This window comes from Streptomyces sp. NBC_01803, from assembly GCF_035917415.1.
Classification (GTDB): Bacteria; Actinomycetota; Actinomycetes; order Streptomycetales; family Streptomycetaceae; genus Streptomyces.
In genome coordinates, this window is record NZ_CP109073.1 from 5,629,020 (window position 1) to 5,652,041 (window position 23,022).

General features: G+C 72.4%; 19 protein-coding genes and 3 pseudogenes. 16 read left to right on the forward strand and 6 right to left on the reverse strand.

All coding sequences use genetic code 11. The annotated features are described in order from the left end of the window. The first annotated feature begins 42 nt into the window (after positions 1-42). The 4 genes from OIE51_RS25700 (at position 43) to OIE51_RS25715 (ending at position 3,886) form a co-directional block, all read left to right on the forward strand. Positions 43-978, forward strand: a complete 936-nt coding sequence (locus OIE51_RS25700) for an NAD-dependent epimerase/dehydratase family protein (RefSeq protein WP_326600247.1) — start codon at positions 43-45, stop codon at positions 976-978. Positions 979-1,071: 93 nt separating this feature from the next. Beyond that, positions 1,072-1,476: a nuclear transport factor 2 family protein gene (locus OIE51_RS25705; protein ID WP_326600248.1), complete on the forward strand. Its 405-nt coding sequence runs from the start codon at positions 1,072-1,074 to the stop codon at positions 1,474-1,476. 17 nt (positions 1,477-1,493) lie between these two features. After that, positions 1,494-2,372, forward strand: coding sequence for a prephenate dehydratase (gene pheA / locus OIE51_RS25710; RefSeq protein WP_326600249.1), 879 nt, complete (start codon positions 1,494-1,496; stop codon positions 2,370-2,372). Between the two features lie 83 nt (positions 2,373-2,455). Continuing rightward, positions 2,456-3,886 carry a methyltransferase gene (locus OIE51_RS25715; protein ID WP_326600250.1) on the forward strand — a complete coding sequence of 477 codons (1,431 nt, stop codon included), beginning with the start codon at positions 2,456-2,458 and terminating at the stop codon, positions 3,884-3,886. Here OIE51_RS25715 and OIE51_RS25720 read toward each other — a convergent pair. After that, positions 3,863-4,813, reverse strand: a complete 951-nt coding sequence (locus tag OIE51_RS25720; RefSeq protein WP_326600251.1) for a LysR family transcriptional regulator — start codon at positions 4,811-4,813, stop codon at positions 3,863-3,865. The two genes, OIE51_RS25715 and OIE51_RS25720, sit on opposite strands and share 24 nt — an antisense overlap. A 196-nt stretch (positions 4,814-5,009) precedes the next feature. On the opposite strand from OIE51_RS25720, the gene OIE51_RS25725 reads away from it, so the two are divergent. The 4 genes from OIE51_RS25725 (at position 5,010) to OIE51_RS25740 (ending at position 7,658) form a co-directional block, all read left to right on the forward strand. Continuing rightward, complete coding sequence (locus tag OIE51_RS25725) at positions 5,010-5,852, forward strand: LLM class flavin-dependent oxidoreductase (protein WP_326600252.1); 843 nt, start codon at positions 5,010-5,012, stop codon at positions 5,850-5,852. A gap of 75 nt (positions 5,853-5,927) precedes the next feature. After that, complete coding sequence (locus OIE51_RS25730) at positions 5,928-6,281, forward strand: DoxX family protein (protein ID WP_326600253.1); 354 nt, start codon at positions 5,928-5,930, stop codon at positions 6,279-6,281. Between the two features lie 209 nt (positions 6,282-6,490). Beyond that, positions 6,491-7,234 (forward strand): AfsR/SARP family transcriptional regulator, encoded by a 744-nt coding sequence (locus OIE51_RS25735; RefSeq protein ID WP_326600255.1) that lies wholly within the window; start codon positions 6,491-6,493, stop codon positions 7,232-7,234. Positions 7,235-7,529: 295 nt separating this feature from the next. Beyond that, positions 7,530-7,658, forward strand: coding sequence for a hypothetical protein (locus tag OIE51_RS25740; RefSeq protein ID WP_326600256.1), 129 nt, complete (start codon positions 7,530-7,532; stop codon positions 7,656-7,658). Positions 7,659-7,922: 264 nt separating this feature from the next. Here the strand turns inward: OIE51_RS25740 and OIE51_RS25745 are convergent, their stop codons facing one another. Then, a complete protein-coding gene (locus OIE51_RS25745; RefSeq protein ID WP_326600257.1) occupies positions 7,923-11,753 on the reverse strand; it encodes a Pls/PosA family non-ribosomal peptide synthetase in 3,831 nt (1,276 codons plus the stop codon). 372 nt (positions 11,754-12,125) lie between these two features. Further along, entirely contained in the window at positions 12,126-12,701 is a 576-nt protein-coding gene (locus OIE51_RS25750) for a TerD family protein (protein WP_326600259.1), read from the reverse strand. 476 nt (positions 12,702-13,177) lie between these two features. On the opposite strand from OIE51_RS25750, the pseudogene OIE51_RS25755 reads away from it, so the two are divergent. Continuing rightward, positions 13,178-13,369 (forward strand): annotated as a pseudogene (locus OIE51_RS25755) (hypothetical protein); the annotation flags it as partial. Positions 13,370-13,470: 101 nt separating this feature from the next. On the opposite strand, the gene OIE51_RS27045 reads toward OIE51_RS25755, so the two are convergent. Beyond that, positions 13,471-15,843, reverse strand: coding sequence for a long-chain-fatty-acid--CoA ligase (locus tag OIE51_RS27045; RefSeq protein WP_442812018.1), 2,373 nt, complete (start codon positions 15,841-15,843; stop codon positions 13,471-13,473). Positions 15,844-16,214: 371 nt separating this feature from the next. Here OIE51_RS27045 and OIE51_RS25770 point away from each other — a divergent pair, with 371 nt between their 5' ends. The 5 genes from OIE51_RS25770 to OIE51_RS25790 are packed head-to-tail and all read left to right on the forward strand — an operon-like array spanning position 16,215 to position 20,742. After that, on the forward strand, positions 16,215-17,459 hold the full coding sequence (locus tag OIE51_RS25770) for an ABC transporter substrate-binding protein (RefSeq protein WP_326600260.1): 1,245 nt from the start codon (positions 16,215-16,217) through the stop codon (positions 17,457-17,459). Next, positions 17,456-18,316, forward strand: a complete 861-nt coding sequence (locus OIE51_RS25775) for a branched-chain amino acid ABC transporter permease (RefSeq protein WP_326600261.1) — start codon at positions 17,456-17,458, stop codon at positions 18,314-18,316. Before OIE51_RS25770 ends, OIE51_RS25775 begins: the two co-directional genes overlap by 4 nt. Position 18,317: 1 nt before the next feature. After that, positions 18,318-19,310, forward strand: coding sequence for a branched-chain amino acid ABC transporter permease (locus OIE51_RS25780; protein ID WP_326600262.1), 993 nt, complete (start codon positions 18,318-18,320; stop codon positions 19,308-19,310). Beyond that, complete coding sequence (locus OIE51_RS25785; protein ID WP_326600263.1) at positions 19,307-20,032, forward strand: ABC transporter ATP-binding protein; 726 nt, start codon at positions 19,307-19,309, stop codon at positions 20,030-20,032. Before OIE51_RS25780 ends, OIE51_RS25785 begins: the two co-directional genes overlap by 4 nt. 2 nt (positions 20,033-20,034) lie before the next feature. Continuing rightward, a complete protein-coding gene (locus OIE51_RS25790) occupies positions 20,035-20,742 on the forward strand; it encodes an ABC transporter ATP-binding protein (RefSeq protein ID WP_326600264.1) in 708 nt (235 codons plus the stop codon). A 49-nt stretch (positions 20,743-20,791) separates the two neighbouring features. Here OIE51_RS25790 and OIE51_RS27050 read toward each other — a convergent pair. Continuing rightward, positions 20,792-20,941 (reverse strand): annotated as a pseudogene (locus OIE51_RS27050) (3-hydroxyacyl-CoA dehydrogenase family protein); the annotation flags it as partial. Between OIE51_RS27050 and OIE51_RS25800 the strand changes: the two are divergent. Further along, positions 20,927-21,068 (forward strand): annotated as a pseudogene (locus OIE51_RS25800) (acyl-CoA dehydrogenase family protein); the annotation flags it as partial. The pseudogenes OIE51_RS27050 and OIE51_RS25800 sit on opposite strands and share 15 nt — an antisense overlap. 19 nt (positions 21,069-21,087) lie before the next feature. On the opposite strand, the gene OIE51_RS25805 reads toward OIE51_RS25800, so the two are convergent. Continuing rightward, positions 21,088-22,287 (reverse strand): PucR family transcriptional regulator, encoded by a 1,200-nt coding sequence (locus tag OIE51_RS25805; protein ID WP_326600267.1) that lies wholly within the window; start codon positions 22,285-22,287, stop codon positions 21,088-21,090. A 98-nt stretch (positions 22,288-22,385) separates the two neighbouring features. On the opposite strand from OIE51_RS25805, the gene OIE51_RS25810 reads away from it, so the two are divergent. Further along, on the forward strand, positions 22,386-22,556 hold the full coding sequence (locus OIE51_RS25810; protein WP_326600268.1) for a hypothetical protein: 171 nt from the start codon (positions 22,386-22,388) through the stop codon (positions 22,554-22,556). Positions 22,557-23,022 lie beyond the last annotated feature (466 nt).

Sequence of the window (23,022 nt, forward strand, 5' to 3'; positions counted from 1 at the left end):
AACAACGCCGACCACGCGAACCACGCGAACCAGGGAGGACCGATGAAGGGCAAGAAGATCCTGATCACGGGCGGCACCGGGCAGGTGGCCCGCCCGGTCGCGGAGCACCTCGCGGCGGACAACGAGGTGTGGTGCGTGGGCCGGTTCGGCACCCCGGGGGTCGAACAGGAGCTGAACGAGCGGGGCATCACCACTTGGCGGTGGGACATGGACGACACCCGCCGGAACATGCTCGAAGGGCTGCCGGAGGACTTCACCCACGTCATCCACTCCGCCGTGCGGCGCGGCGACGACGGCGACTTCAACGCCGCCGTCGAGGTCAACGCGGTCGCCGCCGGGCGGCTGATGACCCACTGCCGCACCGCCGAGGCGTTCCTCTACGTCTCGACGGGCGCCCTCTACGCGCGCCAGAGCCTGAGCCACGCCTACACCGAGAACGACCCGCTGGACGGCCGCGCCGACTGGCTCCCGGCCTACCCGGTGGGCAAGATCGCCACCGAGGGCACCGTCCGCGCCTTCGCGCACACCCTCGGCCTGCCGACCACCATTGCCCGGCTCAACATCGCCTACGGCCCCGGTGGTTACGGCGGGGTGCCGATGCTCTACTTCAAGCGCATGCTCGCCGGCGAGCCCATCCCGGTGCCCATGTCCGGCCAGAACTGGTGCTCCCCGATCTACACCGACGACCTGGTCCGCCAGGTGCCGCAGCTCTGGGCGGCGGCGGACGTCCCGGTGACCCTGACCAACTGGGGCGGGGACGAGGCCGTCGGCATCACCGACTGCGTCCGGTACCTGGAGGAGCTCACCGGAGTCCCCGCGCGGCTGGTGAAGTCCGAAGTGACCCGCGAGACCTACCAGTTCGACCCCGCCCGCCGGATGGCGCTCACCGGTCCGTGCGAAGTGCCGTGGCGCGAGGGCATCCGCCGCACGCTGCTGGCGCTGCACCCCGAGCACGTCAAGGACCTGGCCCAGACCTGATCCGGCCGCCCGGCCACCCCGGGCCGGCCGGCGCGACGACCCCCACCGATCACCCACGAGCGGACACACGGCGCCACAAGGAGCCTTTCGACCATGTCTCAACTCACCACGAACATCGACTGTGTGCACGCCGCCTACGCCGCCTTCCGCGAGCGCGACGTGAACGCCCTCCTCGCGGTCCTGACGCCCGATGTCGAATGGGTGCACCCCGAGGGCATGGACACCTACGGCCTGGGCGGCACCGAACTCGGCCACACGGGCGTCCGGGAGTTCCTCGCCAAGGTCGCCACCGTGCTGGGCGGCATGCGGCTGGAGCCCAAGGAGTTCTTCGACCGGGGCGACCGCGTCGTCGTCTTCGGCACCCGGCAGGTCACCTCCCTCAGCGGGCACACCGCGACCCTGGACTTCGTGCACTCATGGACGATGCGCGACGGCAGGGCGGCCCGCATGGAGGACATCTTCGACACCGTCCTCTTCCAGCGGCTCATCGAGTCCTGACCCCCAAGGGGCCTGCGATGCGATACGCCTACCTGGGCCCGGAAGGGACCTTCACGGAGGAGGCGCTGCGGCGCCTCGTCCCGCCGCGTTCCGGTGTGATCCGCGAGCCGTACCTGAGCGTGCCCGAGGCGCTGGGGGCGGTGATCGGCGGCGAGTGCGTGGCCGCCGTGGTCCCCCTGGAGAACTCGGTCAAGGGCGTGGTGCAGGCGACGCTGGACCAACTCGCGGGCGCCGGACGGCTCTCCATCAGTGCCGAGATCGAACTCCCGGTGCGTTTCGACCTGATGGCCGTGCCCGGTTCGACACTGGTGGACGTGCGGGAGGTCGTGAGCCACCCGCACGCCCTCGCGCAGTGCGGCGGGTGGCTCGCCCGGTGGCTGCCGCGCGCCCGCGCGGTCGCCGCCGCCTCGACGGCCGCCGCGGCCCGGGACGTCGCCCGGGACGCGCGGCCGGGCCGGGCGGCGATCGCCGCCGCCCACGCCGCCCACCTGTACGGGCTGCGGACACTGGAGTCCGGCATCGGTGAACGCTCCGACGCCGTCACCCGTTTCGTCGCGGTCGGCGGCAGCGCCGCCGGCCCCGACCCCACCGGTCGCGACCGCACCTCCCTGGTCATCTCGGTGGGCGACGGGGCGCCCTCGGCGCTCGCCCGGGTCCTCACCGTCTTCTCCACCCACGCCGTCATCCCGACCTGGATCCAGACCTGGCCCACCGGCAACCGGCTCGGCAGCTACCACTTCTTCATCGACGTCGAGGGCCACATCGAGGACGCGGTGGTCCGCCGGACCATCGCGGCGCTGCCCGCCCTCGGCGCGCGGGTCCGCGTGCTCGGCAGCTATCCGCGCCACGCCGCCGTCCCGGCCGGTCTCGGCGACCACCGGGGCGCGACCACCTGACGGGGCGCGCCCGCCGCCGCGAGCCGCCTTCCCGCACGTTGCGCACGTCATTCCGACCCCGACGACATGGAAGGGAACCGCCCGTGCCCGCAGAGATCTCCCTCGTCCAGGACTGCTACCAGGCCATGGAACGGGGCGACACGGAGGGTCTGCTCGCCCTGCTCGCCCCCGACGTCCGGTGGACGCTCCCGGACGGCCTTTCCGCGCACGGCGTCGGCGGCACCCGTCGCGGTCCCGGGGGTGTCCGGCTGCTGCTCGACCGGACCCGCGCCGTCTTCGCCGAACTGCACGTCAAGCCCGCCGAGTTCGTCCCGGTCGGCGACCGGGTGGTGGTGCTCGGAAGCCACCTGGTGCGGGCGCCGGGCGGCGGCAGCGCCACCGTTCCCTTCACCCATGTGTGGCGGCTGGACCGGGGGCGGGTCACGCACTTCGAGGACCGCCACGACACCGCCCCCGTCCTCGCCGCCCTCGCCGAGGGCACCGCGCCGGACACCGGGGCGCCGACCGGTGCCGCGCAGGACCGGATCGTGCAGCTCGGCCTCGGCTTCTGGTCCGCCAAGTGCCTGCTGTCCGCCCTGGAGCTGGGCGTCTACACGGACCTGGCCGCGGCCGGCCCCGCCGACGCCGAGACCCTGCGCGCCCGCCTCGGCCTGCACCCGCGCGCGGCCCGCGACTTCCTCGACAGCCAGGTCGCCCTCGGCCTGCTGGACCGCGAGGACGGGGTGTACCGCAACACCCCGGACTCGGCGCTGTTCCTCGACCGCGCCCAGGACACCTACATCGGGGGCCTGCTGGAGCTGGCGAACGAGCTGTGGTGGCGCTCCTGGGGGAACCTCACCACGGCCCTGCGCACCGGCGAGCCGCAGAGCAACCTCGGCGGCGACGAGGGCGACCCGTTCGACGCCCTCTACGCCGACCCGGAGCTCACCGCCCGCTTCCAGAAGGCGATGACCGGCGGCACCCTGGCCGCCTCGCAGGCCCTGGCGCGCGCCTTCCCGTGGGCCGATCACGCCACCGTGGCCGATATCGGCTGCTCCGAGGGCATCCTGCTCGGCGAGGTGCTGGCCGAGCACCCGCACCTGTCCGGCATCGGCTTCGACCTGCCCCAGGTCACCAAGAGCTTCGAGGAGCGCCTCGGGCAGGCCGGGCTGACCGGCCGCGCCCGTTTCGCGCCCGGGAGTTTCCTCACCGACCCGCTGCCGACGGCCGATGTCCTGGTGCTCGGCCGGGTCCTGCACGACTGGGACCTGGAGACCAAGCGGATGCTGCTGGCGAAGGCGTACGAGGCGCTGCCGCCCGGCGGCGTGCTCCTGGTCTACGAGTCGATGATCGACGACGACCGCCGCGCCAACGCCTTCGGCCTGCTGACGAGTCTGCACATGCTGCTGGAGAGCCCCGGCGGCTTCGACTACAGCGGTGCCGACTGTGTCGGGTGGATGAGGGAGGCCGGCTTCACCGACTGCTCGGCCGGGCCCCTGGAGGGACCGGTGTCACTGGTCGTGGGCCGCAAGTAGCCGCTCCCGGGCGCCGTTCGCGCGCAGGGACAGCTCGTCGGCCGCCTGCCGGATCATCGGCAGGACCCGGGCGATGGACGGGCAGGTCAGCGTCGTGTGGCGCACCACCAGCGAGACGTGCCGGGTCGGCGTGGCGCCGGTCAGCGGCAGCCGCACCACCGGGAACCCGGGCCGGTCCGGCACGAGATCGGGGATCAGCGCCACCCCCCAGCCCAGCGCGACGAACGCCAGCACCGCCTGCATGTCGTCGCTGTCCGCCACCACGTCCGGGGTGAACCCGGCCTCGGCGCACAGGTGCAGCGTCAGCCGCCCCAGCGCCGAGCCGGGCCGCAGGATGAACTGCTCGCCGGCGAACCGCGCCAGCGGCTGGGGCGTGGCGCCGGCCAGCGGATGGTCCGCCGCGACCGCCAGCCGCACCCGGTCGCTGATCAGCGGCTCCTCGTGCAGTCCCGGCACTTGGGGCTCGGGCACCCGGTCGTACCGGGTGGCCATCGCCAGGTCCAGCTGCCCCAGATGCACGGCCTGCCGGCCCTCGCCCGAGGACACCCCGCGCATGGTGATCCGCAGCTGCGGATGCGCGGCCCGCACCTGGGTGAGCGCCGACATCAGCACCGGCGGCCCGTCGTGGAACGGCACCCCGACCCGCAGCTCGCCCGCCACCTGCCCGTTGGCCGCCAGCAGATCCGACTCCGCCTCCTCCATCTGGGCCAGGATGCGCTCGCTGTGCGCGACGAGCAGGCGGCCCTCGGCCGTCAGCCCCGCCCGCCGGTTGCTCCGGTCCAGCAGCGGCACCCCGGTCTCCACCTCCAGCGCCGAGAGCTGCTGGGAGACGGCGGAGCGCGTGTAGTTCAACGCCTGCGCCGCCGCCGCGATCGAACCGCGCACGCCGACCTCACGCAGCAGGACGAGCTTTCTGACATCGAGCACCGTCACCCTCCCTTACGTCTGCCATCAAGAACCGTAACGCTGTCAAACGCCTACGGCTCGTGTCCATGAGCTGTAATGAACCGACCACATTCCGCACCGCCGATCCGAAGGGCTCGGAGTGTCCGCTACGCCTTCTTCCGTCCCGTCCGCCGCATCCGGGGAACCGTCCGCGCAGCCGCTGGAGTTCGGCGTCGTCATGCCGCCGCAGGCCGCCGCGCCCGACGGGCTCGTCCAGCTCGCCCAACTCGCCGACGGGAGCGGGCTGGAGCTGTTCGGCCTGATGGACCACCCGCACCAGGGAGCCGTCATGGACTCCTGGAGCACGCTGGCCGTCATCGCCGCGAGGACCCGCCGCGTCCGCCTCTTCCCGGACGTCGCGCACCTCCCGCTGCGCCCGCCCGCCGTGCTCGCCAAGGCCGCCGCCACCGTCGACCTGCTCAGCGGCGGGCGCGTCGAACTGGGCATCGGCGCCGGGGCCGTCGAGGGCCGCCAGCTCGGCGCCCCCGAGCTCACCCCCGGCGAGGCGGTCGCCGCCCTGGCCGAGGGGATCGACGTCATCCGTCTGATGTGGACGCCCGGCGACGCGCCCGTGGACTACCCCGGCACCCACCACCGGCTCGTCGGCGCCGAGCCGGGCCCCGCCCCGGCGCACCCGATCAGCATCTGGGTCGGCGCCTACCAGCCGCGCATGCTGAGCCTGACCGGCCGGCTGGCGGACGGCTGGCTGCCGTCCTACCCCTTCGTCGACCCGGCGGGTCTGCCCGCCCTCAACAAGCGGGTCGACGAGGCCGCCTACGAGGCCGGCCGCCAACCCGGCGACGTGCGGCGCCTGTACAACATCATGGGCAGCGTCACCCCGGGCGGGAAGGCCCTGTTCAACGAGGGCCCCGAGACCTGGATCGAGCGGCTCACCGAGCTGGTCCTCACCTGCGGCGTCAGCGCCCTGGTGCTCGCGCCGGTCACCGACCCCGCGCGGCAGATCCAGGTCTACGCCGAGGAGATCGCGCCCGCCGTGCGCGAGGCGGTCGCCCGGGGCTGACCCGGACGTTCCGCCGCTCCCGCCCCCTTCTTTTTACCTCCTTTTCATCCGACGTGCCCGATCCCGGAGATTCCCATGTCCGCCGCGATAACTGTCCTGTCCGTGATTCTGGCCTTCTCCTTCGCGGGCGCCGGCTCGATGAAGCTGGTGAAACATCCCACCGCCGTCGAGCAGGCGAAGCACATGAACGCGCCGATGCGGATGTGGCAGGCGATCGGCCTGCTGGAGGTGTCGGCGGCCGTCGGTGTGGTGGCCGGATTGTGGTGGGAGTGGCTGGGAATCGCCGCGACCACCGGCCTGGTCCTGCTGCTGACCGGTGCCCTTCTCGGGCACCGGCGCGTCGCCGACCCGCCCAAGGCGCTCATTCCCGCCATCTCCCTGGGAATTCTCAGCGCCACCGTCCTGGTGTTGCACATCGTGGACCTCTGAACCGCTGAACCGCATCCTCTGGTAAAGGAATTACGTCGGTCTCGCAATCAAGATTTCACCGCCGAGAAACACTCGTGCCGAACTGAAATGCGCAGGATGGTATCCGGCGTCTTACCAGGTGAGTGTCGAACGGGAGGATATCTGTGAGATTCACCGTGTTAGGAGAGTTATCGGCGCACCATCGCGAGGTCGACGCGACCCCCAATCCGATGAAACAACGGCAGATCCTCGCGCTGCTGCTGCTGCGCTCCAGAACGGCGGTCTCGGCGGCCACCCTCGCCGAGGAGCTGTGGGGCGAGCGCCCGCCCCGCACCGCCGCGTCGGCGATCCACACCTATGTGATGAACCTCAGAAAGGCGTTCGCCCGGGTCCTGGGGATGTCCACCGCCGAGGTCGCCGCGGCGCGGCTCCAGACCCGGCGCGGCGGCTACCTGCTGAACGTCGCCCCCGGCGAGCTGGACATCCATGAGTACGAGGCCCTCGGCAACGCCGGTGACCACGCCCTGCAGGCGGGCGACCTCGCCGGCGCGACCGACGCCTTCCGCCACGCCCTGGCCGTCTGGCAGGGCCCGGCCCTCATGGACGTCGAGCAGGGCCGCCTCGTCCGCGCGGACGTCGCCCGCCTGGAACAGTCCCGGCTCACCCTGACCGAACGCAAGATCGCCGCCGAGCTGCACCTCGGTCGGCATCGCCGGGTGCTCGACGAACTCGCGTCCCTGGTCGTCAGGCACCGCTTCCACGAGGGCCTGCACGGGCAGTTCATCCTCGCCCTGCACCGCTCCGAACAACGCGCGCGGGCCCTGGAGGTCTTCCAGCAACTCCGCAAGGCCATGGCCTCCGAACTCGCCCTCGAACCCTCGCCGAGGCTCCAGCGCCTCCAGCGGGCAGTGCTTGTGGGCGACCCCACCCTGGACGCCAACCCGGCCGCCGCCTGGCTCCCGGCCTCACCCTGATCCGCGGCGCCGCGCCGCTCCGGCGGAGACGCCCCGCACGGCAACGTCTCCGCCGGAGCGCCGCAGCGCCGCCACCTTACGGACACAACTCCCGGGACGCTGATGGATCCTGACGGTCAGCAACCTCAAAAGAGTCTCAGAATGCGGCTCCCTACCCGGTTTCCTCCTGCTTTCCCGGCCTCCGGCACGTAATCTGGAGACAGCTCTCCCGGGCTTCTCCCTTCGGCTTCGGCGGTGGAACGGCCGTCGAAGGCCCTGGCTCCCAGGGCCGGTTGGAGAAGATGGGAGGAAGCGTATGGGTGGCCTCGAAACGGAGAAGCCCGAGCGCGCGCGGTGGACCGGACCTGACCGGTGGCTGGTCACTCTCGCGACGCTGGGCCTGGTCGTCGCGATCGTCACCTGCGTGGGGCAATTCGCCCGGTAGCGCCGGGAGAACGCGCACGTGAGCCACGGACGCGGTCGGACGCTCGCTCGCTCAAAAGGAGTGAGCCCGACCGAAGGAAGCGCGGCCGGGCTCACACAGCTCCACGCTCAGGGCCTGGTCCTGGGTGGCTCCGGGATCAGGCCCTTCTGCGTGGCGCGGTCGAAGACGCGGTAAGTCTCCTGATGGGTGAAGTGTACTGCGGTCTCTCAGCCTGTAGCAAGGTAACGGAAGTTCGCGGACGCGAACGAACAGCCGTGTTCGCGGCTACTGTTCGCGCCTGATCGGGTTGCCCTGCCAGCGCCCGCCCGCCGGGATCCGTTCCGCCGCCATCACCAGGGAGGCGGCGCCCACCGTGGTCGACGCGCCGATCCGGCTGCCGGGCAGCGCGATGCTGTGCGGGCCCAGCACGGCGCCGCCGTCGAGCCGCACCGGCTCCAGGCGCATCACCCGGTCGTGGAACAAGTGCGTCTGGAGCACGCAGCCCCGGTTCACGCTCACTCCCGCTCCCACACTGATCAGATCGGGCTCCGGGAGCCAGTGCGTCTCGCACCACACGCCGCGCCCGACCCGCGCGCCCACGCTGCGCAGCCACCACGACAGCACCGGGGTGCCGGTCGCCGGCCGCAGCAGCCAGGGCACGGCCAGCACCTCGACGAACGTGTCGTACAGTTCGTTGCGCCAGACGAACGCGCTCCACAGCGGGTGGCGGCCCGGCCGGAAGCGGCCCATCAGCAGCCACTTCGCCGCCGTCGTCAGCGCCGCCGCCACGATCCCCGCCGCGCACAGCACCGGCCCGCACAGCAGCACCGCCAGCCACGGCCCGCCGCCGTCCCAGGCGAACAACAGCGCGTACGTCACCGCCACCCGCAGCGCGCCGGCCAGCAGCAGCGGCACGGTCCGGCACAGCTCCACCCCGGCGCGCGCCGCCCGCAGCGAACGTGCGGGCGCGAACGTGCGGGAGGGGTCGTGCGGTTCGGGAACGCGCCGCAGCCGCATCGGCGGATTGCCCAGCCAGGACGAGCCGTCGGGGACCTCGGCCGGGGTGTCGGACAGCACGCCGATCAACGCGCCGTCGCCCACCGTCCGTTCGGGGCCGACGAGCCCGGAGTTGCCCACGAACGCCCGCTCGCCGATGCGGGCCACGCCGATCCGCAGCCACCCGCCGCGCAGTTCGTAGGGCGCGGCCACCACCTGGTCGGCGAGGAACGCCGCGTCGGCGACCCGGAGCATCCGGGGCAGCACCACCACCGTGGACAGCTCGACGGAACGGCCGATCCGGGCGCCGAGGAGCCGCAGCCACACCGGGGTGAACAGGCTGGCGTACAGCGGGAACAGCGTCCGGCGCGCCATGTCGGTCAGGTCGTGGGTCAGCCACGCCGCCCAGCCGGTCAGGCTGTCCACCGGGTGCACGCCCGGCTCCAGCGCCCGCCCGGTCAGCCGGACGGCGGCGACCACCAGCACGGCGTGGCAGAGCATGCCGAGCACCACCACAGCCGGGGTGTAGACGAGCAGCCGGGAGGCCAGGCCCTCGGAGGTGGCGGCCAGGACGAGCACCACCACCGGCAGCACGGCCAGCCACAGCAGCAGCGCGCGCAGGGCGGGCGTCAGCAGCCGGGCCAGCGCCCATGCGTACGACCGGCCCCGCGGCACGGCCCGTTCGGCGGGCCAGTGCTCGGCCTCCCGCCGGACGGCCGGCGAGCCGCCCCAGCACTCCCCGTCCGGTACCACCCCGTGCACGGAACTCCCGGGCAGCACCTCGGCGTTCGCACCGACACGGGCGCCGGGCAGCAGGGTGGCGCGCTCGCCCACCCGGGCTCCGGTGCCGATCCGCACCGCGCCGACCCGCAGGGCGGCGCCGTCCAGCCACCACCCGGCCACGTCGGCGTCCGGCTCGACCGCGCAGCTGTCGCCGAACGTGCCCAGCCCGGTGACCGGCGGCAGCGCGTGCAGGTGGACGCGGTGGCCGACCCGGCACCCCAGCAGCCGGGCGTACCAGACGACGAACAGGGTGCCGGTCGCCGGGCGCACGTTGACGGCCCGGATGAATCGTTCCGCCGTCCACAGCCGCAGATGCGCGCCGCCGCCGCGCCGGTACGTGCCCGGCCGCAGTCCCGCGCACAGCAGGCGTGCCCCCGCGCCGGCCAGGAGCACGCGGCCGGGCAGGGTGAAGAGCGCGAGGGAGGCCGGGGCCACCACCCACCAGGACAGGGTGGGCAGATCGAAGGCGTGCCCGTGGGCGGCCAGCACGTTCCCGGCCAGCGCGATCGCCACCACCCAGCGCAGCCCGGTCACCGCGTGCAGCAGCGGCTGGACGGCCGTCTGGACCCAGCCGGCCGACCGTGGCGTGCGCGGGCCCTCGGCCCGCGTGGCCACCGTGGGGGAGGGCACCTCCAGGCGGGAGCGGAGCGCGGCCGGGGTGGGATGCCGGTAGAGGTCCGCGACCGACACGTCGGGGCAGCGCTCGCGCAGCGCGGAGACCAGCCGGGCGGCGGCGAGGCTGGTGCCGCCGAGGTCGAAGAAATCGTCGTGGAGCCCGGCGTCGGTGCCCAGCAGACCGTTCCACAGCCCGAGCAGCCACCGGGTGGTCTCGTCGGCGTCCGGGGGCGGCGGGCCCGGGGCCGGGCCGCCCGACTCGGCGGGCGGCGGCCACGGCAGGGCCGCGCGGTCGACCTTGCCGGAGCCGCGCGCCGGGAACGTGTCCAGCACGACCAGCCGGGGCACCAGGGGCGCGGGCAGCCGTTCGCGCAGCAGCCGCAGTGAGCCCGCGCGGTCGAAGCGCGCCGGGTCGCCGTCGGCCGGGACCAGGTAGCCGACCAGCACGTCCAGCCCGCCCGGCGTGCGCCGGACCGCCGCCGCGGCCGTCGCCACGCCGGGAAGCGCGAGCAACGCGGCCTCGATCTCGCCCAGTTCGACGCGCCGACCGCCGATCTTCACCTGGTCGTCGGCGCGGCCGGAGAACTCCAGGCCCTCCCGGTCGGCGCGGACCAGGTCCCCGGTGCGGTAGGCCCGGGTCCAGCCCAGCGCGGGCAGCGGCCGGTACTGTTCCGCGTCCTTCCCGGCGTCCAGGTAACGGCCCAGCCCCACCCCGCCGATCACCAGCTCGCCGGTCTCCCCCCAGGCCACGGGCTCGCCGCCGGCGCCGACCACGGCCAGCTCCCAGCCGTCCAGGGGCAGCCCGATGCGCACCGGCGCGCCGTCCAGCAGCCGCGCCGCGCAGGCCACCACGGTCGCCTCGGTCGGGCCGTAGGTGTTCCACACCTCGCGCCCGTCGCGAGCGAACCGCCGCACCACGTCGGGCGGGCACGCCTCGCCGCCGAGGATCAGCAGCCGGACCCCGGCCAGCATCTCGCGCGACCACTGGGCGGCCAGGGTGGGCACCGTGGACACCACGGTGATCCGCCGCTCCAGCAGCCACGGTCCGAGCTCGGCGCCGCCGCGCACCCGTTCGCGGGGGGCGGGCACCAGGCAGGCGCCGTGCCGCCAGGCAAGCCACATCTCCTCGCAGGAGGCGTCGAACGCCACCGACAGGCCCGCCAGCACGCGGTCCCCGGGGCCGATCGGGGCGTCCGGCACGAAGAGCCGTGCCTCGGCGTCCACGAAGGCCGCCGCCGAACGGTGGCTCACCGCCACGCCCTTGGGCCGGCCGGTGGAGCCGGAGGTGAAGATGATCCAGGCGTCGTCGCCGGTCTCCGGGCCACCGGGGCGCGCGCCCGGCGCGGTCCCCGGCCGGAGCGTGACCGCCTGCCCGGCGCCGATCACGGCGCACACGTCGGCCTCCCGCCAGACCAACTCGGCGCGCTCGTCGGGATCGTCGGCGTCGACCGGCACATACGCGGCTCCCGCCGCCAGCACGGCGAGAATCGCCAGATAGAGGCCGGCGGAACCGGACGGCACGCGGACGCCGACCCGGTCACCTCTGCCGATTCCCATGTCCCGCAGTTCTCCGGCCAGTTCGGTGACGGCCGCGTCCCATTCCCGGTAGGTGAGCGCGATCTCGCCGTCGTCCACGGCGATCGCCGTCGGCCACGCGGCGACGGAATGCCGCAGAATGTCGAGCAGCGTGCGCGGCGGCGCGGCGGGACGCGACCGGTACACCGCGCTGTTTCCGGCCGACGAGGGAAAGTCCCGGTCTTTCTCAGTAGTTCGGATACGTGTGCTATCCACTCGCAGTACTCGCCCTTTCAGCGCGCAAATCGACCATGTGTGCGGATCGATTTGCGAGTCTTTTACTCCTTGGCGGAGTCGGGCTAATTCAGGCAGTGGATTCTTTGAAATTCCTGAGAGGGCCCTTGGGTTTCGCTGAAAGTGCGGGGTGAAACACGGATGGACGAATTCCCGTCGATTCGGTGAACATTTCTCGTCTCATATGAAATCTGTCCGCGCGGAGGCACGGTACCCGCACACGCGAAAGCCGGACACGTCCCTGACGTGTCCGGCTTCGAGGGCCGTTGAGCCGGTGCGCCGGCCTCAGACGTTGACGCCGTAGTCGGTGGCGATCCCCGCCAGGCCCGAGGCGTAACCCTGGCCCACCGCGCGGAACTTCCACTCCTCGCCGTGGCGATACACCTCGCCGAAGATCATCGCCGTCTCGGTCGCGGCGTCCTCGCTCAGGTCGTACCGGGCGATCTCCGCGCCGTTGGCCTGGTTGACGATGCGGATGAAGGCGTTGCGGATCTGGCCGAAGCTCTGGCCGCGGTTGGCGGCGTCGTAGATCGACACGGGGAAGACGATGGTGGAGATCTCGGCGGGCACGGTCGCCAGGTTCACCTTGATGATCTCGTCGTCGCCCTCACCCTCACCCGTCAGGTTGTCCCCGGTGTGCTCCACCGAACCGTCCGGACTGGTCAGGTTGTTGAAGAAGACGAAGTGCTGGTCCGAGGCGACCTTGCCGGAGCCGGTGCACAGCAGCGCGCTGGCGTCCAAGTCGTAGGCGGCACCCGTCGTCGTCCGCACATCCCAGCCCAGTCCGACCAGAATCGCCGTCAGGCCCGGCGCCTCCTTGGTCAGTGAGACGTTGCCGCCCTTGGAAAGGGAAACTCCCATGCTTCTTCTCCCGCATGCGTTGGGTGTGCAGCGATCAGTCGGTGGCGCGAGAAAATCTACCGCACCCGGGAGAGCCGTGACACGCCGAACCGGTCGGTAGCATGTGGCGCCGCCGGGGTGGGCTCAAGCGCTGCCCCGGTCGCGGTCGGCCTGGACTCGCTGCTGACGGAGATCACGGAGCTCAACGACGGAGGCCAGCTCGGCCTGCCCCGAGGGGCTGTTCGCGGACTGCTCGGAAAGCTGCTGGCCGTGTGGCGGGCACGGGCGATCAAGGACGTACCCCTCGGACGTCCGCGACACCGCCGAGGACGGCACGGATCACGCTGCTCGCGGCGTACCCCGCCCGGCCGGGTGACTGCGCACCGCGCGGACTGTCTCATCACGGCCGGCAGTGCGCTCGATCGCGCTGAGGCCGGCATGGCTCTGGATGCCACCCCGAGCGTTCTCTCAGCCGGGATCGTGCGCCCCGCGGCTCAAGCGGGAACGGCCGCCCGGTGACCGACCTGGAGCCCTGCGTCGGCGCCTACGGACATTTCGTCGCCCTTCGGGTCGGCGACCTCTGCTACCGCCTCCACCTGGACTTCCAGCACGAATGGACTGTCCATACGGCGGAGTTCACCGTCCTGGGGGGCGGGGACAGGGGTGGGGACGGGGCGCACGGCCACTGATCGGGCCACCCGGCGGCCTGAAGGCCCACACCGGACAGCCCGGCCCGGCACAGGCGGCGGAACCGCCGCGCCGGGCCGGGCTGTCCGGACCGCGCCGGGCGTCAGCGCGTGACGTCGTCCAGCCAGGCCAGCAGGTCGGCGACGACCTCGTCCCGGTTGATCTCGTTGAACAGCTCGTGCCGGGCGCCCGGGTAGGTGCGGTAGGTCAGCCGGTTCAGGCCGGCCTTCCGGTACCGCTCGACGAGGAGGGCGCTGAGCGACAGGTGGGCGTTGAGCGGGTCCTGGTCGCCGACCAGGACGTACACGGGCAGGTCCGCCGGGATGCCGAGCGGCTCGGCGAGGCGGGAGGACGCGGCCGTGGACAGCTCGGCCATGGCCGTGTCGTCGAGGGTGAAGCCGCACCAGGGGTCGGCCAGGTAGGCGTCGACCTGCGCCTCGTCGCGGCTGAGCCAGTCCGCGTCCGTCCTGGCGGGCTGGAAGGGGGCGTTGAACGCGGCCATCACGTCGGGGCCGGCCTCGATCAGCCGCGCGAAGAGCCCATCCACGGCCGTGGTCCCGCACAGCACCACGACGTCGGCCAGGCCGGGGTGGTCCATCACGTACTGCTGGGCGGCGAACGAGCCGAGGCTGTGGCCGAGCAGCACCAGCGGCAGGCCGGGGTGGCGCTGCCTCGCCGTCGCGGACAGGGTGGCGAGGTCCTCGACGAGCTGGTTCCAGCCGTCGTCCCCGAGGACGCCGGGGCCGGCGTGCATGCTCAGCCCGTGGCCGCGGTGGTCGTCAGCGTAGACGGCGTAGCCGCGGGCGGCCAGCGCCTGGGCGAGGGGGGTGTAGCGGGCGGAGTGCTCGCCCATGCCGTGGGCGATCTGGACGACGGCGCGCGGCGGGCCGTCCGGCAGCCATTCGCGTACGTGGATGGTGACGTCGTCGCTGGTGGTGAAGGTGAACACGGCGGTCCTTGACGGTTCGGACGGTGGTGGCTGGATGGCGCGCTTGAGGATCTTGCCGGTGGCTCCCTTGGGAAGAGCGGGGAGGAACCATACGCGTCGGGGGTATTTGTAGGCGGCGACGCGCTGCTGGACGAAGTCGCGTATCTCGTCGGCGTCGGCGCGGGTGCCGGGCTTGAGGGCGACGGCCGCGGCGACCTCCTCGCCGAGGCGGTCGTGGGGGACGCCGATGACCGCGGCCTCGGCGACGGCGGGGTGTTCGTAGAGCACCTCCTCCAGCTCGCGCGGGTAGACGTTGTACCCGCCGCGGATGATGAGGTCCTTGGTGCGGTCGACGATATAGAGGTACCCGTCCTCGTCCTGGCGGGCAAGGTCGCCGGTGCGCAGCCAGCCGTCGGGCATCGTCTCGTGGGTCTCCTTGGAGCGGTTCCAGTAGCCGTGCATCAGGTTCGGGCCGCGGACGGCGATCTCGCCGACCTCGCCGGTGCCGACGTCGGTGCCGGAGGCGTCGAGCAGCCGCACCGCGACGTCCCGGATGGGCGTGCCGATGGAGCCGGCCTTGCGCGGGCGGTCGGGGTGGTTGAAGGAGACCAGAGGTGACGCCTCCGAGAGGCCGTAGCCCTCCAGGATCACGCAGCCGAACGCCTTCTCGAAGCCGTGCAGGATCTCGACCGGGAGCGAGGCGCCGCCCGAGACGCACAGCCGCAGGCTGGAGACGTCGGCCCCGGCGGCCCCCGGGTGGTGGAGCAGGCCGGTGTACATGGTGGGCACGCCGTCGAAGACGGTCACCCGGTCCCGGGCGATGATCTCGAAGACGGCGCCGGGGTCGAAGCGGGGCATCAGGGTGAGGCAGGCGCCGCTGAGCACGGCGGAGTTCATGGCGCAGGTCTGCCCGAAGGTGTGGAAGAGCGGGAGCGCTCCGAGGATCACGTCGTCGGGGCCGAGGTGCTGGATGGTCGCGACGTTGACCGCGCAGTTGTGGGCGAGCGCGCCGTGGGTGAGGGCGGCGCCCTTGGGTCGGCCCGTGGTGCCCGAGGTGTAGAGGATCACGGCGATGTCGCCGTCCCGGCGGTCCGCCTCGTAGCCGTCCCGGACGGGTGCCTCGTCCTCGGGTGCCTCGCCTTCGGGTGCCTCGAAGGCGCCGGGGACGACCTCGACCAGCTGGACGCCGGCCGCGGCGGCGCCCTTGGCGGCCTCGCCGGGGGCCTCGTGCCAGGCGTAGATGAGGGCGGCGCCCGAGTCCTGGAGGTGGTACGCGGTCTCCCGCTCCTTCAGCAGCGGGTTCAGCGGGACGACGACGCCGCCGGCCCGCAGCACGCCGTAGTAGAGGGCGACGAACTCGGGGACGTTGGGCAGCATCAGGCCCACCCGGTCGCCGGCCGCCAGGCCCCTGCCGCGCAGCTCGGCCGCGACGCGGGCCGAGACGCGGTCGAGCCCGGCGTAGGTCAGTTCACGCTCGCCCAGGCGCACGGCGGCGCGGTCCGGGAAACGGCGGGCCGCTTCGATCAGATTCCTCGCCAGATTGGTCACGACGCATCTCCCGGGATATCAGCCATTGACATCCGCGCCATGGTGCGCCGCCGGACCGCGGGTCGGCCATGGCGCCACTCACAGGGTTCGCATCGGCGCTTTGTCCGGCGGAACAATCAGGTGCCCTTGGCCTGGGCCGATCAGGAGGGTAGACATTGTCGAACGGCGGTCACCCATACCGTTTGCCGGACAAGAGGTGAGTGCTCGCGTCGGCAGGCCGAAGGTCGTGGGTTGGCAGGTCAAGCGGGAGCGTCGGGGAGCGGGACGCGAGTCGACAGTGATTCGACAATGTCGAACGAATCTCTTGATTGCGGCCATCTGTCGACCTAGAGTTCGGCAGCACTTCACCCCGTCCTTTGTGAGGAATCACCATGCTCTTCAAGTCAGCAGCGGCGCTGACGGCCGCCGCGATGCTCGTGTCCACGGCCGCCTGTGCCTCGGACAGCGACTCCGGCGGCGACGGCGGCACGGTCACGGTCGGCGCGATCCTGTCCATGTCCGGGATCTACTCGACGCTCGGCCCGGCGCAGCGGAACGCCATGGCCCTGGGCGTCCAGACGCTCAACGAGACGGGCTTCACCGTCGCCGGCGAGCGGTACGACCTGCAGATCAGCTACGCCGACGACGAGTCCGACCCGGCCACCACCGGCGTGACCGCCCTGCGGGAGATGGCCCAGGCTCAGGAACTCCCGGTCATCGCCTACGGCTTGGGCTCGGCGACCTACGTGCCGCAGCTCGAACGCACGCCCGTCCCGATGATCAACATCCTGGACAGCTCATACCCCAGCATCCTCGACCTGGACGAGAACCTGTTCCTCACCCGCGGCGGCTCGCCGACCTATGTGCCGGGCTGCCTCTACTACGCCAGGGAGGAACTCGGCGCCACCTCCGTTTCGGTCATCACCGCCTCGGGCGAGCCCTACGGCGAGGGCCTGACCCAGCTGGTCCAGGAGTCGGCCGGGCAGGAGGGCGTGGAGATCGTGGCCAGCAGTGAGTTCCCGGTGGGGGCGACCGATTACAGCAACGCGATCAGCGAGGCGGTGGCGGCGGACCCGGACGCGATCTACCTGAGCAGCGTGACGGCAGTGATCCTGCCGGTCCTCAAGCAGCTGCGGCAGTCCGGCTACGACGGCCCCGTCCTGCACAGCAGCGGCGTCAACCCCGAGCAGGCCGAGGAGATCCTCGGCAGCGGCTTCGACACGATCATGACGGACAACTACGACTGTGCCGGAACGCTGCCCACCACCTCGGCCAACCCCGCGACGAGCACGTTCGCCCAGGAATACCAGCTCGCCTACAACGAGTACCCGCAGGATCTGACCATGTGGGCCTACGACTTCCCCTTCATCGTCGCCGAGGCGATGACACGGGCCGGGACCACGACCGACCGGGAGGCGATCACCGAGGCGCTGCATGAGATCGAGGTGCCCGAGGGCACCGTCAGCGGCTGGATAGCCGGTGACGACAGGCGGCTCTTCACCGACCGCGGCGCCCGCACGGCCTCGGAGGTCACCACCTGGTGCTCCGGTCAGCAGACCATCGACAGCGCCCTCACCTTCGATGTCATCGACGGCGAGATCGTGTCGCCCGAACTCGCGGCGGACCCCTGCTCATGAGTCAGGTTCTCGTCAACGGTGTCTTCCTCGGTTGCCTGTTCGCCGTCATCGCCGTCGGTCTCACCCTCGTCTACGGCGTGATGGAGGTGCCCAACTTCGCGCACGCCGGCGTCATCGTCCTGGCCGCCTACACCACCTGGTGGGCCAGTGACGCCGGAGCCCCGTTCGTCCTCGCCGCCCTGGCCGGGATCGCCTGCGGCGGCGTGGTCTCGGTGCTGGCCGAGGTGTTCGCCTACCGGTGGATCATCGACAACCCCGCCGCCGCGCCCGCCGTCGCCCTCGGGCTGCTGCTGATTCTCCAGAACACCGCGCTGCGGATGTACGGCGGTGACGGCCGTTCGCTGGACACCCCCTACGACGACGCGCTCCTTGAGTTCGGCGGGGTGTCGCTGTCCGGCGTGAAGGTCGCGCTGATCGTGCTGGCGTTCCTGTCCCTGGCCGCCCTGCACCTGCTGCTGACCCGTACGTCGCTGGGCCGGGCGATGCGGGCGGTCGCCCAGGACCGGGAGGCGGCGGGCATGCTCGGCATTCCGATGCGTCGGCAGTTCACCCTCGCCTTCCTCATCGCGGGACTGCTGGCCGGCGTCGCGGCCGTCGCCTACGCGCCGACCTTCCAGGTCTCGCCCTACATGGCCGACGAAGTCCTGCTGAGCGCCTTCGTCGTCGTGGTCCTCGGGGGAATGGGCAGCGTGGGCGGCGCGGTGACCGGCGGGCTGGTCCTCGGCATCGCCGAGAGCCTCGGCTCCGCCTACATCAGCTCCGCCTACCAGAGCGCCTTCGGATTCCTCCTCCTCGTGATCGTCCTCGTCTGGCGCCCCGCGGGGCTCGCCGGCGCCCCAGCAAGAAGGGTGGCCTGACGTGCACACCTCCGCACCACTGAACGGACCGCCGCCCTGGTTGCGGCATGGGGGGGCGCTGGGCGGGATCGCCGCGCTGGGCCTGCTCGCCCACCAGATGCTGACCACGCTCGAAGGCGAGCAGGGCCAGGTCGCACTGCTCGCCGTGATGTGGACCATCGCCCTCACCGGCCTGAATCTGGTCCAGGGTCTTGGGGGTTACCCGAGCCTGGCGCACGCCGCGTTCTACGGCGGCGGCGCCTACCTCTCCGCGATCCTCCTCGAAGAGGGCCTGCCCATGACCGTGGCCGCACTCCTCGCGGTCACCGGAACCATGCTGGCCGGGCTGGTCGTCGCACTCGTCTTCAGCCGCACCCGCGGCCAGTACTTCGCCATCGGCACCCTCTTCTTCACCGCCGTCACCACCCTCGTCTTCACCAACGCCACCGACTGGACCGGCGGCCCCAACGGCCGCCCCGTCGACCTCGGCTACACCCTGGAGGACACCGTCACCCTGATGGCCCTCTCCCTCGCCGTAGCCCTGGCCCTCTACTACGTCCTGGCCCGCAGCCGCCTCGGCGCCCGCCTGCGCGCCATCCGCGAGGACGAGGACCTCGCCCAGCACCTCGGCGTCCCCACCACCCGCGTCAAACTCCTCGCCTTCGTCCTCTCCGCCGGCTTCGGCGCCTGGGCCGGCGTCCTCTTCGCCCAGTACAACGGCGTCATCGCCCCCTCCCAGTTCACCTTCACCCAGAGCTTCCTCATGTTTGTCGCCATCGGACTCGCCGGAGCGGGACGCCTCCTGGCCCCCGTCGTCGGCAGCGCCGTCGTCCTCACCCTCACCCACCTCCTCGACCTGGGCCCCGGAGCCAGCCAGATCGTCCTCGGCGTCCTCTTCGTCGCCGTCACCCTCATCGTCCCCAACGGCATCCTCGGCGGACTCGCCACCCTCTGGCACCGCCTACACCCCGCCATCCGCACCGACGAGGTCCGGAAGGAGGCCGCCACCCCATGACCACACTGCTCACCGCCGAGGGACTCACCAAGAAATTCGGCGGCGTCGCCGCCGTCGACAACGTCTCCTTCACCCTCGACCCAGGCACCATCCTCGGCCTCATCGGTCCCAACGGGTCCGGCAAGACGACACTGCTGAGCATCCTCGCCGGCACGCACGACCCGACGGCCGGGACCGTGAGCCTCGACGGGCGGATCGCGTCCGGGCGCGGAGCCCACCGGGCGGTCCGGGCCGGGATCGCCCGCACCTTCCAGACCACCCGCCTCTTCCCCACCTGGACCCTCCGCGACAGCCTCCGCCTCGCCCACGGCGAACGCAGCGGCCGGCAGCCGGGGGAGCACACCGCCTGGCCGGACGAGGAACTGGCCCACATCCTCGCCCTGGACGGCCTGCTGGACCGGCCCTGTGCCGGCCTCACCAGCGCCGCCCAGCGGCTGGCGATGATCGCCCTCGCCCTCGCCACCGGCCCCCGCGTCCTCCTCCTGGACGAACCCGCCGTCGGCATGGACCACAACGAAGCAGACGTCCTCGGCGAAGCCGTCCGCCGGGTCGCCGACGACCGGGGGGTGGGCGTCATCGTGGTCGATCACAACATGCGGTTCCTCATGCCCCTGGCCGACACCGTCCTGGTCATGGCCGCGGGCGCCGTCCTCGCCACCGGCACCCCCGAGGAAATCCGCACCGACAAAGCCGTCATCACCTCCTACCTCGGAGGAGCCTGAACATGCTCACCATCCACCACCTCACCATCGCCTTCGGCCCCACCACCGCCGTCCGCGACCTCACCCTCCACGCCCGAACCGGCACCATCACCGGCATCCTCGGCGCCAACGGCGCCGGCAAGACCACCACTCTCCTCGGCATCCACCACCGCGTCCCCCGCCACACCGGCCACATCACCCTCGACGGCCACGACGTCACCCAGCACGACACCACCGCCCTGGTGCGCGCCGGCATCGCGCTGTGCCCCGAGAACCGGCGGCTGTTCCCCAACATGACCATCGAGGACAACCTGCTGCTGGGGGCCTACGGGCAGGGACGCGCGACCCGCCGGGCACGCCTCGAACGCGCCTACGAGCGTTTCCCCTGGCTGCGCGAACGCCGCAACGAAGCCGCCGGACGCCTCAGCGGCGGCCAGCAGCAGACCGTCGCCATCGCCCGCGCCCTCATGTCCGAACCCCGCCTCATCCTCCTGGACGAACCCTCAAGCGGCCTCTCCCCCGTCGCCGTGGACGAGATCGGCCAAGTACTCCACGACATCGCCGCCGACGGCACCACCATGCTCCTGGTCGAACAGAACGTCCGCCTCGTCGAAAAACTCTGCACCACCGCCTACATCCTCGCCCACGGCCAGATCACCGCCCACGGCCCCGTCACCCAACTCCTCAGCACCGACACCGTGTCCAACGCCTACCTGGGGCCAGCGGGCTGACGAACCGGCCGGGCCCGGTGCCGGTTCGGGCGGCGGCGCCGGGGGTGGCGTAGACGGAGAAGCCCTGGCCGCTCTTCCGGCCGAGCCGGCCCGCGGCGACCATCCGGCGCGGCAGCGCGGGGGCCGCGTACGGGGGCTCCTTGAACTCCTCGTCCAGGGACTGGGCCACGGCCTGGGCGGTGTCGAGGCCGCCCAACTCCTCGGCGGCTACAGATTTTACCCGCGCCTACCCACTCGAACGCATGACGCGCGACGCCGAGAGCACCCAGATCGACGAAGGCACCAACCAAGTCCCACGCGTCGTCATGGCCCGCAACCTCTCCTGACCGAAGAGGGAAAGGGACGTCAGGCGGTGTCCTCGGGGAGCAGCCGCAGCGCGCGGAGCGCAACGCCGAGATCGGTCACCGCACCGGGGTCCTTCAGCGAGCGGCCGGTCAGCTCCTCCACCGAGCGCAGCCGGTACCGGACGGTGTTCGGGTGGCAGAAGAGCCGCCGGCCGACCTCGTCCGCGGAGCCGCCGGCGGCGTACCAGACCTCCAGGGTCTCCAGCAGCCGGTCCCGCTCGCGGTGCGGCAGCCGCAGGATCCCGTCCAGCACGGCCCCGGCCAGCCGCCGCGCCTCCTCGGGGGCCGCCGCCGCCAGCATGGCGACGGGGCTGTCGCTGAACTGGGCGAGGCCAGGCTTCCCGGCGGTAAGGCCGGTGAGCGCGAGGCGGGCGAACCGCAGGGCCCGCGGTGTGTCGCTCAGCGCGTCGTACCGCGGGCTGACGCCGAGGCGGGTGCCGTGCTCCCGGAGGACATCCAGGGCCGCGGCCTCGGCGTCGGGCGAGCGGACGGACAGCACGCCGATCTGCTGGTCGGGCAGGAGCCGCCAGGCGGACGGCACCTGGCCGGCCCGCAGCGCGGCCTCGACGCCGGGCAACGCCTCCTGGCCGGGCGCCGGGACGTCCGCCGCTGCGACGAGGTAGGGGCCGGTGCCGGGGAGGCCGAGCGTCCTGGCGGCCTCCCACTGGGTGACCCGGTCGGTGATGACGCCGGTGAACAGGGCCTCCACGAGGACGGAACGCTCCTGCTCGCGGCGGAGCGTCAGCTCGGCCGCGGTCTCCCGGTAGGCCATGGCCATCGAGTCGGAGTACTCGCCGACCAGCCGCCACACCTCGGCGGCCAGCGGCACCAGCGTTTCGCTGGACACGCCCCCGGTGCGGCGGGCCTCGACGACCAGCTCGGACCAGAGCAGCTCGAAGCCGGTCCGGAAGGCGTAGAGCACCTCGGGCAGCGGGATCCCCTGGAGGGCGCGCTCGCGGCCGGTCTTGCGGGCCGGGGCGAGATCCGGCGGCCGGTCGGGGGTCAGCAGGTGCCGGAGCGGCAGCTCGAGGTTCCGGCGGCAGGACTCCCGCAGGGAGTCGGCCGGCACCCGGTCCTCGTCGCGGTAGGACTCCAGCTCGACGCGGAGGTTCCGGGCCAGCCGGTCCCCCAGCTCGGGCGTCCGGCGCAGCAGCGCGGACACCACGGAGACGGTCTCGCTGCGCGACGCCGGGCGGTCCATGGCCGCAGCGTACCGCCGCGCGGCGCGGGGGCCGGGGCCCGGCCGCGGAAGCCATGGCGGGGCGGGGCGGGGGCGGGCGTCAGGAGGTGTTCGAGAACGTGACCCGTCCGCAGTCGCGGGTGGCGCGAGATCGGTGGCGGGCCAGCCTGGCCGTGCCGCTGTCGGCGGTGATCCACCGCGAGGCCGCGGACGACGGCAGCGCCACGTACGTCCAGTGGACCTCCCTCACGGACTACGCCGTCGTCGACGAGGCGAAGCAACAGCCGTAACGCACCGGCCCTTCACCGCACGGCCCGCCGGCCCACGCCGGCGGGCCGTGCGCCTGCGGCCGGGGAACAAGAGCCGCCCATGCGGCTGAGCGCGACGCTCACGGCGGAGGGCACGGACAACCATCAGCGCGCTGTCGGTGCGCGGCCGTGGTGTGCCGCTGGGCAGGACCAGCAGCCGTTCCTGTCACAGGCTGTCGGGTCCCCCGCGAAAGCCGGAGATCAGCCTGGCCGGGGTTGCGCTCCTCGACGAAGCCGACAATCCTGCCGGGCGACTCCCCCGCCTCCTGGGGCACGGGGGGCGACAACGGGGGTATGCGCGGGGGCAGGTGGAGCGAATGGGGCTTCGAACTCGCGATGGCGGTGGGAGTTCCCCTGCTCGCGGTGGGGGCCGCGGCCGGGGGAAGCCCTCTGGTCGCCCACGGCCCGGCCGGGCGGCCGAGCACGCCGAGTTGGAGACCTGGAGCGG

Coding starts and splice junctions, on each gene's coding strand:
- OIE51_RS25700 (WP_326600247.1), top strand. CDS start 43: ATGAAGGGCAAGAAGATCCTGATCACGGGCGGCACCGGGCAGGTGGCC.
- OIE51_RS25705 (WP_326600248.1), top strand. CDS start 1,072: ATGTCTCAACTCACCACGAACATCGACTGTGTGCACGCCGCCTACGCC.
- pheA (WP_326600249.1), top strand. CDS start 1,494: ATGCGATACGCCTACCTGGGCCCGGAAGGGACCTTCACGGAGGAGGCG.
- OIE51_RS25725 (WP_326600252.1), top strand. CDS start 5,010: ATGCCGCCGCAGGCCGCCGCGCCCGACGGGCTCGTCCAGCTCGCCCAA.
- OIE51_RS25730 (WP_326600253.1), top strand. CDS start 5,928: ATGTCCGCCGCGATAACTGTCCTGTCCGTGATTCTGGCCTTCTCCTTC.
- OIE51_RS25735 (WP_326600255.1), top strand. CDS start 6,491: ATGAAACAACGGCAGATCCTCGCGCTGCTGCTGCTGCGCTCCAGAACG.
- OIE51_RS25740 (WP_326600256.1), top strand. CDS start 7,530: ATGGGTGGCCTCGAAACGGAGAAGCCCGAGCGCGCGCGGTGGACCGGA.
- OIE51_RS25750 (WP_326600259.1), bottom strand. CDS start 12,701: ATGGGAGTTTCCCTTTCCAAGGGCGGCAACGTCTCACTGACCAAGGAG.
- OIE51_RS25770 (WP_326600260.1), top strand. CDS start 16,215: ATGCTCTTCAAGTCAGCAGCGGCGCTGACGGCCGCCGCGATGCTCGTG.
- OIE51_RS25775 (WP_326600261.1), top strand. CDS start 17,456: ATGAGTCAGGTTCTCGTCAACGGTGTCTTCCTCGGTTGCCTGTTCGCC.
- OIE51_RS25785 (WP_326600263.1), top strand. CDS start 19,307: ATGACCACACTGCTCACCGCCGAGGGACTCACCAAGAAATTCGGCGGC.
- OIE51_RS25790 (WP_326600264.1), top strand. CDS start 20,035: ATGCTCACCATCCACCACCTCACCATCGCCTTCGGCCCCACCACCGCC.
- OIE51_RS25805 (WP_326600267.1), bottom strand. CDS start 22,287: ATGGACCGCCCGGCGTCGCGCAGCGAGACCGTCTCCGTGGTGTCCGCG.